This is a genomic window from Anabaena sp. TISTR 8404, from assembly GCF_056847745.1.
In genome coordinates this window covers 4,528,726-4,542,454 of sequence record NZ_CP180578.1, presented here as the reverse complement: position 1 = coordinate 4,542,454, position 13,729 = coordinate 4,528,726, and the positions used below count along the sequence as shown (strand labels likewise).

Annotated in this window: 7 protein-coding genes; 2 read left to right on the top strand and 5 right to left on the bottom strand. The window is 43.4% G+C overall.

Annotated elements, in window-relative coordinates:
- Nucleotides 1-155 precede the first annotated feature (155 nt).
- From ACMX3D_RS19705 to ACMX3D_RS19695, 3 genes are all read right to left on the bottom strand, one after another.
- Complete coding sequence (locus ACMX3D_RS19705; protein WP_482747539.1) at nt 156-7,130, bottom strand: phytase; 6,975 nt, start codon at nt 7,128-7,130, stop codon at nt 156-158.
- Between the two features lie 671 nt (nt 7,131-7,801).
- Complete coding sequence (locus ACMX3D_RS19700; protein WP_482747538.1) at nt 7,802-8,599, bottom strand: COP23 domain-containing protein; 798 nt, start codon at nt 8,597-8,599, stop codon at nt 7,802-7,804.
- Between the two features lie 72 nt (nt 8,600-8,671).
- Entirely contained in the window at nt 8,672-10,276 is a 1,605-nt protein-coding gene (locus tag ACMX3D_RS19695; RefSeq protein WP_482747537.1) for a M48 family metallopeptidase, read from the bottom strand.
- A 237-nt stretch (nt 10,277-10,513) separates the two neighbouring features.
- Between ACMX3D_RS19695 and ACMX3D_RS19690 the strand changes: the two genes are divergently transcribed.
- Nucleotides 10,514-10,945: a Fur family transcriptional regulator gene (locus tag ACMX3D_RS19690; protein WP_482752382.1), complete on the top strand. Its 432-nt coding sequence runs from the start codon at nt 10,514-10,516 to the stop codon at nt 10,943-10,945.
- A gap of 32 nt (nt 10,946-10,977) precedes the next feature.
- Here the strand turns inward: ACMX3D_RS19690 and ACMX3D_RS19685 are convergent, their stop codons facing one another.
- Both ACMX3D_RS19685 and ACMX3D_RS19680 read right to left on the bottom strand, forming a co-directional pair.
- Nucleotides 10,978-12,030 (bottom strand): N-acetyltransferase DgcN family protein, encoded by a 1,053-nt coding sequence (locus ACMX3D_RS19685; RefSeq protein ID WP_482747536.1) that lies wholly within the window; start codon nt 12,028-12,030, stop codon nt 10,978-10,980.
- The gene (locus ACMX3D_RS19680) at nt 12,014-13,066 is read right to left on the bottom strand and encodes a dipeptide epimerase (RefSeq protein ID WP_482747535.1); all 1,053 of its coding nucleotides are present in this window, start codon (nt 13,064-13,066) and stop codon (nt 12,014-12,016) included. Before ACMX3D_RS19680 ends, ACMX3D_RS19685 begins: the two co-directional genes overlap by 17 nt.
- A gap of 98 nt (nt 13,067-13,164) precedes the next feature.
- Between ACMX3D_RS19680 and ACMX3D_RS19675 the strand changes: the two genes are divergently transcribed.
- Entirely contained in the window at nt 13,165-13,713 is a 549-nt protein-coding gene (locus ACMX3D_RS19675) for an NUDIX hydrolase (protein ID WP_482747534.1), read from the top strand.
- Nucleotides 13,714-13,729: the final 16 nt, after the last annotated feature.

The window sequence follows — 13,729 nt, the reverse complement described above, 5'->3', positions numbered from 1 at the left end:
CTCCCCTTAATCAGCAACGCCGACAAAAGAATGATCTTCTCTGGAATTTTTGGCAGATATGAGCATAAATTATGGTATTCCTGGCTTCTATGCTACCTTGTTGCTGCATTTTCAGAAAGTAGAGACGCTGCAAGGCAACGCCTCTACAACAAAAGTTAGGCGATATTCCAATCAACACGGACAATTAAATCGTTGAAGTCTCTATCACCACTTCTGGGTAAATCTTCAAAGCCGAAGATGTTATTACCTAACAAAGCAATTTGGTCTGTTTGTCTGGAATTAGCACCTAAAAATGGGAAGTAAACCGCCGGATTATTTCTGGGGTTACTATCTAAAATTGCTTCTGGTGTACCATTGGCAATGATGAATGGTGCATAGATATAACCAGGTTGAAAGGTTGCAGTATAAGTTGCTGTACCACGGTTAGCTGTTAGGTCAATGTCTGGAACACTCGCACTTACAGCAGCTTGAGTATAACCAGCCTGTCCAGGTAAAACATCTGCTACGCCATCACCATTGGTGTCAATGCCACCGTTAGCATCAGTAACTCGATAGAAACTGACGTAGTTTCTATAGGCTGCATCTCTGCTAACCACAAAATTAGCTGTTACCAACTCTGTGACATCACGTAAGTCAATTAATTCAGCTTGTGATTGACCTTGCAAAGCTGTACCGATGGGTAACACAGTTTCGGTAGATTGAATATTTACCACCAAGTCTTGGAAAGGTTGACCATTTCCTGATTGAAATTCCCAAGCTAGAGAATATGTGTCATTGCCCAAGTCGGTGACTTTTTGGGTATTGGGATTAGCAAAGACAACATTGCTGATGGGAATATTTCCAGCCCTAACATTATCAGTTGTACCATTGCTGACTACATAGAATCGTAAGCGATCGCCTGAATCAAATTCCAGTAGGCGAGAAACATCAGCTGAATTCAAGCCACGATTCACGGCAGAGAAGATTGTTCTTGCCCTTTCTAATGCAGCTTCGGTGTAACCTGCTTCTCCTGGGGCGATACCATTGATTCTGCCTGCTTCATCATCTACAGTAAACACACCAAGTTCGTTGGTGCGATTCGTACCACGTCTGGTGAGGTCTACTTGCAGTCTGGTTTTTTCACCACTGCCTTTGATGGTAAAGATATCACTGTTAGGTGTCTGGATGAGTGGGCGATCGCGATCGGTAATTGTGACGGTTGCAGTTGTGTTAACTCTGGCGATGTCGTAGTTGTTCCCATCAGCCAAAGTCAAAGTTACAGTTTCACTGCCTTCAACCAAATTATCATCGATTGGTTTAACAGAGATATCCACAAAAGATTGACCAGCCGCGATGGTTGCAGTCCCGGTGAGGCTGTCGTAATCACTGCCGTTAGTTGCAGTCCCGCCGACAGTGTAATTAAAAGTTAAGGCTGTATTTGTGTTACCTACGCGAGAAATGCGGAAAGTTCCAGGGGTGGAATCGCTTTCTGCGGCATTGGGAATGGTGCTAGTAACACTAATAACAGAGGTAGTAAAATTCAGCGGCTTGTCTAAATCCAGGATAATAATTTCGTCGTTGTCGATATCGCCTGGTCTGCCTTGGGAAAAAGGATAGTTGTTATCGTTGGCAACTAAAATGGTGTTTGCATCTAGTACCAACACATTTTCAATAGTGACAAAGGGGAAAGTAAATTTCGTGCTACCATCTCGATTCAAGTCATTGGGGTCTTGAATATTCAGCAGGTTAACGACTTCTTCTTTTTCGACAAAGCCATTCGCATCGCGTTTTGAGAAGTCAACTTTGAAGATTTTCTTGAATTGGGCGGCGCTACCTTGGTTATTATCCCGCTCAATCACTAAATATTCATGGTCGTTGACTACGGTGAAGTCGCCAATGGCGTTGCTAGGGTTGTCTAAACGGTAATAACCCACTAAACCTTGATATTGCTGAGATGCAACATCAAATTTATAAATCCGTAGTGAACCTGCGGGGTCGCCAGCCACAGTACCTTCCAGCAGTGGATACAAAGTTTGTCTATCGGGACTGATAGCTAAACCTTCAAAGCCTTTAGAACCACCAAGATTTGGAACTGCTGGTTGTCCGACGTATTGGTCGCGGACTAAATCACCTGTACTGGGGAAGTCGGTAAAGTAAGCATCAACACCCAAATTGATGAATTGTTCGTATTCTGCTGTTGGGTCGCCGTTGTAATCTGGTGACAAGAAAAAGCTTTCACTGCGGAAGGTGTAAGGATGTACCTGCAAACCTGCGGCGTGGGCATCTTGTACCAAAGTTGTCGGAGTACCAAGGACGCGATCGCCATCACTGATCTGTCCATCGCCGTTGAGGTCATCTGGTCTGCCATCACCATTGCGGTCTACTGTTTGGGCGGGGACAATCAAGCGTTTATCTGGGCCAATCCCTGCTGCATAGGTAGTGATCGCCGCTAATCCAGTCGGTCTAATTAAGTCGCCATAGGTGCGAGTATCACCGCTAACTACAAAGTCGTAAGGTCTAGCCGCTGCACCACCAATTAACTGAATCAAAGGCAGATTAATGCCAGCTTCAGGCATAATTTGCTGTTTCAGTTCCCGCAGATTGCCCACCTCAAAAGATTGAATGAATACTCTGTCAGGATCAGTAAAGTTATTGGCAACTAATGTATCAACTAATAATTGACCGAGGTTGGTATTGATTGGTGTACCGTCCAGACGTGTACCTACCGAGGCAAAGTAAGTAGGATGCTTGGTTTCGGGATAAATGCCAATTTTCCGCCCTGTATCTGCTTCAACTTGCTTCACCAAATCAATGATTTCTTCGAGGGTGGGAATCTTCAAGCCATCATTGTTGAATCGAGTTCCCCGCAGGGCTGGCAAACGTTCAATGGCATTGAGGGTTTTCAGTTCTGCCAGGGTAAAATCTTCGGTGAACCAACCTGTAACTGGAACACCATCAATAATTTTAGTTGTTCGGCGATCGGCAAATTCTGGATGGTCGGCAACATCGGTAGTTCCAGAGATATCATTTTCGTGACGCGCTACTAAATAGCCATCTTTGGTTGCTACCAAGTCAGGTTCGATGAAATCTGCACCTAAAGCGATCGCTAGTCGATAAGATTCTAAGGTATGTTCGGGGCGGGAACCACTCGCGCCTCGGTGTCCAATGACCAACGGTGCATCACCACTTAATGTGTTAAACTCCCGACGGTTGAGAACATCAGGGTTTTGCGGCGACCTGACAAACTGCCCAGTTAATTCGTCACGGACTAAATCACCAGTTCCAGGGAAGTCCGTAAAGTAGCCATCTACACCCAACTGGATAAACTGGCGAAATTCTGCGCGTGGATCACCGTTGTAGTCTGATGCGAGATAACGTCCTTCGTTGCGGAATGTGTATGGATGCACTAGCAACCCTGCATTATGGGCATCATTCACTAAAGAAGTTGGCGCTGTCAAGGTTTTATCAGCGTCGTTGACTAACCCATCACCGTTGACATCATCAGCTTGCCCATCACCGTTAGCATCTACACCTTGAACTGACACAATCATCCGCTTCCAAGGGCCAATTCCATCAGCGTAGGTAGCAATTTCTCGTAAACCTTCTGGTGTTCTTAAATCCCCGTATGTGCGAGAGTCGCCATTGACAACAAAATCAAAAGGTCTTGTCTCAATTAGCGAACCATCAAGTCTAACATCTGTCGCATCTAATAGCTGAATTAACGGTAATTCAATACCATACGCTGGAAAGAGGACATCGTTAAGTTGCTTGAGATTACCAACCTCAAAAGATTGAATAAATACTCTATTCGGGTCAGTAAAGTCATTCTCAACTAAGAGGTCAACTAACTTCTCAGTGATATCCTGATTGATTGGTGTACCATCTAAATATCTGCCGACCGATGCAAAATAGGTAGGATGCTTAGTTTCGGGATAAATGCCGATTTTCTTACCTGTATCTGCTTCTACCTGCTTCACCAAATCAATGATTTCTTGCAAGGTAGGAATTTCCAACAAATCGTTAAACGCTTGAGTGCGGAAACTCGGTTGAATTCTCGCCCGGAGAGTTTTAATTTCGGCTAGGGTAAAGTCTTCAACAAAGAAGCCATCCTCAGCTACGCCATCAATAACTTTTGTGGTGCGGCGATCAGCAAATTCTGGATGATCTAAGACATCGGTAGTGTTAATGATATTCGGTTCGTGACGGGCAACCAATACACCATCCTTTGTCACTACCAAGTCAGGTTCAATAAAATCTGCACCACGTTCAATCGCCCGCATGTAAGAACCGAGAGTATGTTCTGGTAGTTCACCGCTTGCACCTCGGTGTCCAATTACAATTGGTGCTTGACCGTTTAAAGTATTGAGATTAGTAATGTTGGGTGTAGGGATGGGTGCATCTAAAAGTTTGCCAGTGGCATCAAAGTGCAGTAGGTAAGGGCCAAACTCATCGCCAATCCAGAAAGTTCCATCTTCCGCAATCACGAGAGATTCGACATCGAAATCTGCACCAGTTAATAGGCGTTCCCCGGTGTTTTCGTTCACAATTCGGAACGGAACTTTGTTGTCAGGGTCAGATAGCTGAATAAAGTTCAAGATGTTGACACTACCATTCCCCCCAGGTTCTGCACCTCGGAAACTCGGATCTACCCGATAAATCCGCAATAAGTAGTCAGCACTGTTATTCTGCGCACCAAAACCGTTGTCAGAGAGGAAGTAGAAGGAATTATCATCAGCCCTCTGGACACCACTAAAGCCTTGGACTGGTTGGGCGGCGAAAGGTACATTCCTGCCATTAGTACCAGTAATTGCACTACCAGATCTTGGCCCTTCGGCGAAGGTATCAGCCGGAAGTGAAGCAAAACCTTTGAGTGTGACTCTAGGAACAAATAAGGAAGTATCGGGATTGCGCGGATCGTAGCTGGTGGTGTCGATTGTTAAAGCTTCGGGGAAAGCGTTGGCGATGTTTTGCCAAGGGACAAACTTAAAGTTAGTGCTGATGTTTTCCAGTTCACCGTCATCTTCCACAAGTACAGATGGGTCATTAGAACCATCTTGGGTAATGAAGACACCATAAGGGAAGTTGGGGCCTAAAGGCACATTCACCACATCTGCACCATCAGACTCTTGCACACTATCAATAGACCCGTTGTTACCTACTGCAAAGCTACCTATATATTCGTTATTACCTGCACGGTTGTAAGCCACAAAGGTGTTGTCACCTTGGCTAGAAGCTAAGAGGTAGCCTTGACCATCTTTGCCATAGTAAATTGTCAGTCCTTCGACATCGTTGGTGAGGTTTGCACCTCCCAAATCACGGACTCGATCAATCAGCGTACCTGTATTGCTACCGTATGGTTCTGCGTCAAATTTCCAGATACCAACATCTTCTTGACCAATGTAGAGATAGCCTGTTTCTTGGTCAACAACCATCCCTTCTGTTTGGGGCGATCGCCCTTCTGTAGTTGGAATGGTAAATTCCCGCACTCGTTCTGCACCAATCTGGCCGTTACCTTTATCTATCAGTCGTAACTGGGCTATGTCTCCAGTTTCCCGACGGCTGACGAAAGCATAGTAATCATTGCTTTGGGGACTGCGGTACAATGCCAACCCGTAAGCACTGCGTTCGTCTGATGAGTAAGGTGGTTCAAAAGGTAATGCTTGGAAGATAGTAGCAATATTGCTGTCGGTGATTTCTTCTAAATATTCACCAGGGGTTGTGGGGTTGGGATTAATTTGGAAAATCGCTAGTTTATCGTTTTCGCGATCGCTGGCTACGGCAATATCAATTGTTTGATTCCCCAGTTGAAAACCATATTGCAAATCAATATTGTTGTAGCGAATGTCACCCGGATTCACTGTTTGCAACAGTTCCCCAGACAAGTTGTAAACCCGCAGTCCGCCATTTTTTACTGAGGTCAAGACCAAACTATTAGCTGCATTGGTGGCGTTAACATATATAGCTGGGTCATCCGCATCAGCATTTTGAATATCATCATCCAACAAAGCCGGGCTAGTTTCGACAGTCGGTGCAACAGTGGGAATTAAATCTGCACCCAAAGTCAGAATTTGTGTGAATTGAGTCGGACTGAAGTTATTGTCACTAACCAGCACAATTGATTGACGACCATCTGGGAGTGTAGGGCCAAATTCTATCCCTTCAACGTTGTCCAACCCAGTCGGCAAATCCAAATCATTCAAGTTCAACACTAAACGCTTTTGGGCTGGTTGAATTGCTGCTAATTGTTCTGCACTCAAACTCTCTAGTGAGTTGATGCTGCTAATATCGGTTGCACCTTGGAGAGAGATTTCGTAAATTTTGATTGTATTACCTGTTCCAGGAATTCCCGTAGAAAAAGAACGTTCTACAGCTAGTAAAGTCCCGCGATTATCAATAGCTAGTAAATCTACTAAGCCATTAGTATTAAATGCATCAGCAGGATTAGATGGTTCTGCTACTGGGTCTGTGATATACAGATATTCTTTTTCTGGCTGTCCTGTTGCCAAGTTGTATTGCAGAATGCGGGAACGTGTGCCAGTATCAACAGTCGCAACACCCCCATCTTGGAATAAAGCGTTTTCTGTAGCAGTGAATAAGGTTGTTTGGTCTGGTGTGATAGTGAGACTTTCAAAGGCTAAGTTATTCCGCACACCAGATGTTTGCGTATTACCTGCTTGGACTACTGGTAAGAATTTTGTAGGGATGGAAAGCGATCGCACTTCCTCTCCAGTGCTAAGAGAAAACTCCTTCACAAATGGATTTGTCACACGTCCAGCACCGGGATTGACTTCCCCTTCCGAAGAAATGAAAACTGTACCGTTGTTAGTTAATACAATGTCTTCTGGGTCTAAACTCAAAGCTGGAAAGAGGTTGCCATTGGTATCTCTGATAGGAGTGACATTGGTAAAAGTCACACTATTAGTAGCAGGATTACCAGTGAAAGTATAAAAGCGGGCAGGGCCGATTTGGGAGCGATCGTCCGAAATTGCATAGTAGCGGTTATTAACAGCATCATAAGCTACGCCAGACAAACCACCAACTTGAGTTGGTGTACCATTGACTATACCTGCTGCACCAGCAGGTATAAAGCCAGTAGCAAAGATTTGCTGTCCTAAAAATCCGACATTGGTGATAGTTTTACCAGCTTGCATATTGTTGGGTGTAAGTGTAAGTAACTCAGAATTGACAAAAGCGATTTAAACTTCTAGTCACCAAAGATGGCGATTCTACTTACAATCTCTGCTTTGTCAGTTGGTAGAGTGAGCGATCGCAATTAGGCAAGAGAATATAACTGTAAAGATCAACTTCACAGTTTGGGCGATCGCACGAATAGACAAATTTTGGATTCAGTGCTTCACGCTATCCCAGCGAGATTAAGAAATGCCTAGCAAAAGGTTAAATCAGGTGAAAAACAGAAGTTTAGGCTAGAGGCTAAGGACTAGAGAGTGGTCTTTTTCATTCAGCACTCAGAGCTTTTTCAACGTTAACTGTTGACTGTCAATAGTCAACTATCTTATGAAGCGATGATGTAACGAATCGGATTGCTATATAAACAATTAGAGACGTTGCATTGCAACGTCTCTTTTTTCGCGTTTCACTACCTAACCTCAAGCTAGTGATCCAAAACTTTTGAAATGTGCAGTATTTTATAACTCCGCAAAAAGCCACTGTGTAAGTCTGTAGCAGGGAATAATGTTCCCATAAATCAACATCAGCAGGACGAAGGGAAGGAGGAAAACTCGAACTTTTTACGCGTTGATTCGCTCCCTCTCTCCCCCATTTCCTGAAACATAAGATTTTGTGTTGTCAAAATCACAAACAATTAGCGGAAATTGCCAGGATTTAAGCGAGTCCGAACTTGAGATTGAGTTGGAGATTGACGACGAATTGCTACACCATTACGTAACTTTGTTCCAGTTCCACCATCTTTGCGATCGAGGAAAGGTTTGAGGTTAATACCACTTCTCGATGCGCTCACTTGACGATTGCTTCCACCTAAAAGTGTGCGGCCGATGTTGTAGATTTCGTCTACTCCGCCTCTGTTATTGCGATAAGTGTTCACAGCAGTCGTTTGTTGACCGTCATCCGCAGAAATTAAGTTTTGGAAAATGCTATTGCGGACAACATAAGGATCTTTGTCGCGCGGTACTGTCAATACAATGCGACAGCTAGAGTTAGCTTCGGTGGTAACGCAGACGATGTTTTCGTTATTCAAAAAACCTGTTTGAAGTTCTTGCAAGCCGTCAGGACGATATTGTTCTAAGCGTTGAGCAATGGTAACACAACGTTTGTAGGGATCCCAACCACCACCTAATGCTGCTGGAGCCGCCCAAGGAAAGAATCTTCCTGGTTGGCTTTCGGGCTGATACATAACTACGTACTGACCATTACTGTTTTGGCAGCTAAATCTAGTACCAGTAACTACAGTACCAGAAGAAGAAGTGGGTACGCCTGTTGAAGTATCGACAGGCGTTGATGAACCTGATGGATAAGGATCTGAAGTGGTGGGTACGACGATACCACCGCCATCATTAACTTGGGCAAAGGCGGCGGAATTTCCCCAAAATAAAGATAAGCCCAAACCACTCAAAAATAATAACTTCAAGGGTTGTAATGCCATAAATTATCCTTTAGTAGATATGAGGTAGCCAATTGATAATTCAAGTGACGCAGAAATTTGGTTTTTGATTCATCAAGAACGACGCTTTTTTTCTTCTCGTTCTTTTTTCTCTTTTAGCAGTTGTTTCACTTTTGCTTGAATAGTGGTGTGACGTTCGACACCTTCATAGCTGTAGCGGTTATAGTGACCACGAGTAATCAAGTTTTCTAAATAATTCACTCGTTCCTTACCGCCTGGGTGGGATGATAACCAAGTAGGAGGAGCATTTTTTTGTTGTTTTTGTAGCGTCACCATTAAGTTACGCAAACCATCCGCAGCGTAGCCACTAGCCACAATCAACCTTGTACCAAGGGTATCGGCTTGACGTTCCATATCACGGCTGTAGCTGAGGGCGAAAAGTTGACCGACTGTACCACCTAAAGGCAGATATTGGGTAACGTTAGAAATGAGATTACCTTGGGTGATGAGTTGAAAGCCGTGAGATAAAACTACGTGTGATAATTCATGGCCGATTAATCCAGCAAGTTCAGCTTCGGAGTTACTTTTAGCGATCGCACCTGCATTAATAAAAACTTTACCTCCTGGCAAGGCAAAGGCATTGAGTTCTTCTTCGGGAATTACAAAAAATTCATATTTAAATTCGGTGCGTCCTGAAACTTTTACTAGTTTCTGCCCAATTTCGTTCACATAGTCCAGCACTTCTTCGTCTTTAACTAAAGGTAGCTGTTTTTTTGCTTGTTTCGCTACCGAATCACCCACTGCACCTTCTCCCTGTAACAGCAAGATGGTAGAGTCCAATGCAGAAAACGGCCCCAACAAACTACCAGTGACGGCGTAACCTAATGCACCTGTGATGATATTAGCTAAGGTGTTACCTCTAATTTCGGCACGAATGTGGGATTTGTAGCGTTTGAGATTTTGTTCTGCGAGTTGAGTAAATTCGGCTGCTTGCGGATCATTCGGATAAAGGATGGCATACTGACGTGCTGCTAAAGATGCTTCCATCCATTTCTTTTCGCCAGCCAGTGCGGTAACTCTGGCTTTAATTAAATCTGGCTGATCTGGATATAGTGATGATGCCCGTTCTAAGATATCTAAAGCTTCTTTTGGGCGATCGTATTGTTTGAGAATTTCGGCATAGCGAATATGACCGGGAATAAATTCAGGATACTGCTCGACTAGTAATTTTAGAGGTACTTCTGTTCTGGTTTGCAACTTAGCAGCTATCCCTGCTTCGGCTTCTCGCCAGTAAACTTTGCCGGCTGGCGATAGTTGCGTAGGGTCAAGAATGGCTGGTTTGCGTTCTTGGCTTTGTATATCTGTGTTGGCGAATGGTGCTTTTACCTCGCGGTAAAGTTTTTCCGCTTCGGCAATATTTCCGGCGAGGTATAGCTTGTCTGCTTCGATAAACTTTTGTTGACGGGCAATTTCTTCGGGAGTGAGTGCAGGTTCTACCGCTGCATCTGGTTTTTTGGGTTCGGCGGCTTCTGGTGTTTCTGTCTGGTTTGGCTGTGGAGTTACGGAATTTGGTGTATCTGTTGTTTCTACGGTCGTAGTAGCAGGTTCTTGGGCTGGAACGGGTGCTATCGGTTGCGTCAGAATAATTAACACAGATGTACTAACTGACAACAATATCCAACCCAAGGTCAGCAGCAGAGACTTCCTGGTTCGTTTCATGCTGGAGTGAATTTATGCAAGGGGCTGATTTAATGCTATGTGTAATCAGCCCTATCCGCCTAGAGCGATCGCCCTTGTTTTATCACTAGTCTTTGAAATCAGAATAATTATGATGTAAGATCTATCTATTAGTAATAAATACTCTATTAAAATTATCTTTCTGAAGACATATTAGTGCTGAGAGAAGAAACCTTATAATAAGGATCTAGGCCAGTTAGTGTGATTCAAGTAAATGCTATGCAGCAAAAAGCTGATGAGATTGTCAAAATACTCAAGAGTAAAGGATTGCGAGTAACTCCCCAGCGCTTCGCAGTGTATGCAAACCTACTGGCACGAGAAGACCATCCCACAGTTGATCAAATTCTGACAAACTTGAATCAGGATGCACCGACTTCATCCCAAGCTACAGTTTATGCGGCGCTACAAGCATTACGCGAGGTGGGCTTAGTGCGAGAAGTGCTGTTAGAAGAAGGTGTATCTCGTTATGATGCCAAGGTTGTACCCCATCATCATTTCCGCTGCAATTGTTGTGGTGCAATAGAAGACATTGATTGGAATACCTTTCGGTGTATTGATTTGAGTAAACTGCGGATGGGATTGAAAGCAGAACGCTATGAAGTGACTGTTCAAGGAATTTGCGATCGCTGCCAATCAAATTCTGAAGTATGAAGTATGAAATTTTATACTTCACACTCCATACTTTACACTTCAGACTTCATCACTGCATCCAATAACAAACCAGCGCCAAAACGGACTGCATCAGTACAAGGTAAACCTGTTTCTGCTGTAGTTTGGGCGATCGCTTCATGGGCTGCAAATTCATCTAAATGTGCAGTATTCAAAGCAATACCAACAACAGGTACTTTCCCAAAAGCACCTCCAGCACTGGCGACAGATTCATACATTTGAATTACTTTTGTCAATGGTGGAATCGGGACATGGGGGTTATTGCGGTTATGGGTTTGTCCAGCCCGATGTACCAGTACCATTTGGGTTGGTTGGGAACCACGAATCAAGGGTAAAGTGGCTGTCGAACCAGGATGCAGCAACGAACCTTGTCCTTCAATGTGTAGAATGTCATAGTTTTTGCCATAACGCATAACTATTTGTTCGACAGCACCAGCCGCAAAATCTACCCTGACAGCATCTAAAGCTATACCGTCCCCTTCTAACATCAAACCAGTTTGACCTGTAGCGATAAACTTAGAACGCCAACCCCGCAGTTTTCCCGCCCAATGTAGTTCTAAACTAGTTGACATTTTCCCAATCGCCATATCTGTTCCCACCGTCAAAACTCGGCGACAGGGAAGAGTCCGCGCCATTCCACTAGCTATATCTATATTTGGTGGTTCTTTACGGACATCCCAGATTAACTGTCCTGGTTTTAGCAGTGCATTTAACTCTGCCACAGTAGCTAATGGTGTGTGTAAACCATTTACCAAAGACATTCCGGCTTTTAGCGCATCTTTGATTTCTCTCCAATAATCATCTGGAACAGCACCACCTTTTGGGGCAATCCCAATTACTAAAACTTCTGGTTTATACTCCAAAGCTGCTGCTACCGATGCCACAATTGGCACATCACGCTTGATACCTGTTAATTCTGGTAAAGATTTGCCAGCAGTTACCTTGTCAATTACGGCTACGATTGGGGCTTCACTATAGCGTAAAATTGCCAACCCTGTTTTGCCCTGAGTTCCTGTAGTTCCTTCATGCAGTAAAATAGCGATTCGTTGATTAAGCGGCAAACGCACTGTATTGTACCCCCAAGCCTGGTAAATCGTTTGGTAAAACTTTCCCCTCTGACACCAATGCACCCATAAATGGGTCATCAACTAAGTTTAGGTGACTGTCTAAATCTAAATAATCAGCGAATGGTGCTAACTGTGCAGCGGCTGTGTTGGCTAGTGAACTGTCAGAATAACAGCCAAACATCACTTGCAACCCGTAAGCCCGCGCTGTGTGTACCATCCGTAATGCCTCGGTTAAGCCCCCTGACTTCATCAGTTTGATATTAATCCCATCTACGTAGTTTGCCAAATGGGGAATATCAACGCTGGTAAAGCAACTTTCATCAACAAAAATTGGTAGAGGTGACTTCTCTTTGAGTTGTGCTAAATTCGCTTCTTGACCGCGTGCTAATGGTTGTTCTACATACTTTACACCTAAATCAGCCAACCAATTGCACATTTCAATTGCATCTGGCAAACTCCAGCCGCCGTTTGCATCTACAAAAAATTCTAGCTGTGGTGCTTCTTGTTGTACTGCTAATAGCATTTGTCGATCTGCATCAATGCCATCTGGGCTACCTAGCTTTACCTTAAACAGTCGAACATCCATGTACTGTAACCAGTCTCGCGCCCTAGCCCTAGCACCTTCAGGTGAATTGATACCGATGGTTACCGAAGTTGGAACTATATTGTGGCGATCGCATCCCCAAATCTGCCAAAGTGGTAAATTAACACGCTTACCTAGCCAATCGTGCATAGCCATATCCAAAGCAGCCCGCACCGCTGAAGGAACCTGCTGTTGAATTAAAAGTTGCTCAACTTGCTGTCTCTGTAAAGGGTGAAATGAAGTTAAAAATGGTATAACTTGCTTTAAAGCATCTTTGATTTGCTCTGTTTTTTGAGCATGGTTACCCACACCAAACGGTGATGCTTCACCCCAGCCCTCAATGCCATCTTCAGTAATTTTTACCCATACATTTGTAGTTTGTGCAGTTGTACCCCGACTAATAGTTAAGGGAAATCGTTTATTAACAGTAAATACATTTACATCTACTTGCATAACTATGCTCTATTATGGCTAGGGCAAAAAACAGTGTAAGAGATTTTAGCTTATTTCTGGTATCTGTTATACTTTTTTACATTTATCAATTAGCCTCTATGAGCAATCTCAAAAAGTGGAAAATTTTGCAATCAAAAATGGTATTAAATCATTCCTGGTGTAAGGTAAGACAAGATAAAATTGAATTACCGAATGGTAAAGTTATAGATGACTATTTTGTCAGCATTAAACCAGAAATTGCGATTATTTTACCGATTACAAGTAATAGAGAAATTATTTTCGTCCGTCAATACAGACACGCAGTAGAGGATTTTTTTATAGAATTACCTGCGGGACATTTTGACCCCACACAAGAAAGTGCAGAAACAGCAGCTATTCGAGAATTACAAGAAGAAACTGGCTATCTAGCTCAACAGGTGAGAAAAGTTGCTGTATTTTATGATAAGCCAAGCAAAGATACAAATCGCATCCATTTATTTTTAGCAGAGAATGTCATTAAATTTAGCGAGCAAAATTTAGATATCACAGAAGAAATTGAAGTTATTTTAATTCCTGTAGAGTCAGTGTTTGAAAAAATTACTCAAGGCGAAATTTCTGTATCAGGAACTATTGCAGCTCTCTTTTTAGGTTTAAAGTTGATTAATTGATTAATCCTCGATGCAG

What these genes read in the sequence shown, in the direction of transcription:
- ACMX3D_RS19705 (WP_482747539.1), bottom strand. Translation starts at nt 7,130, where the DNA reads ATGCAAGCTGGTAAAACTATCACCAATGTCGGATTTTTAGGACAGCAA.
- ACMX3D_RS19700 (WP_482747538.1), bottom strand. Translation starts at nt 8,599, where the DNA reads ATGGCATTACAACCCTTGAAGTTATTATTTTTGAGTGGTTTGGGCTTA.
- ACMX3D_RS19695 (WP_482747537.1), bottom strand. Translation starts at nt 10,276, where the DNA reads ATGAAACGAACCAGGAAGTCTCTGCTGCTGACCTTGGGTTGGATATTG.
- ACMX3D_RS19690 (WP_482752382.1), top strand. Translation starts at nt 10,514, where the DNA reads ATGCAGCAAAAAGCTGATGAGATTGTCAAAATACTCAAGAGTAAAGGA.
- ACMX3D_RS19680 (WP_482747535.1), bottom strand. Translation starts at nt 13,066, where the DNA reads ATGCAAGTAGATGTAAATGTATTTACTGTTAATAAACGATTTCCCTTA.
- ACMX3D_RS19675 (WP_482747534.1), top strand. Translation starts at nt 13,165, where the DNA reads ATGAGCAATCTCAAAAAGTGGAAAATTTTGCAATCAAAAATGGTATTA.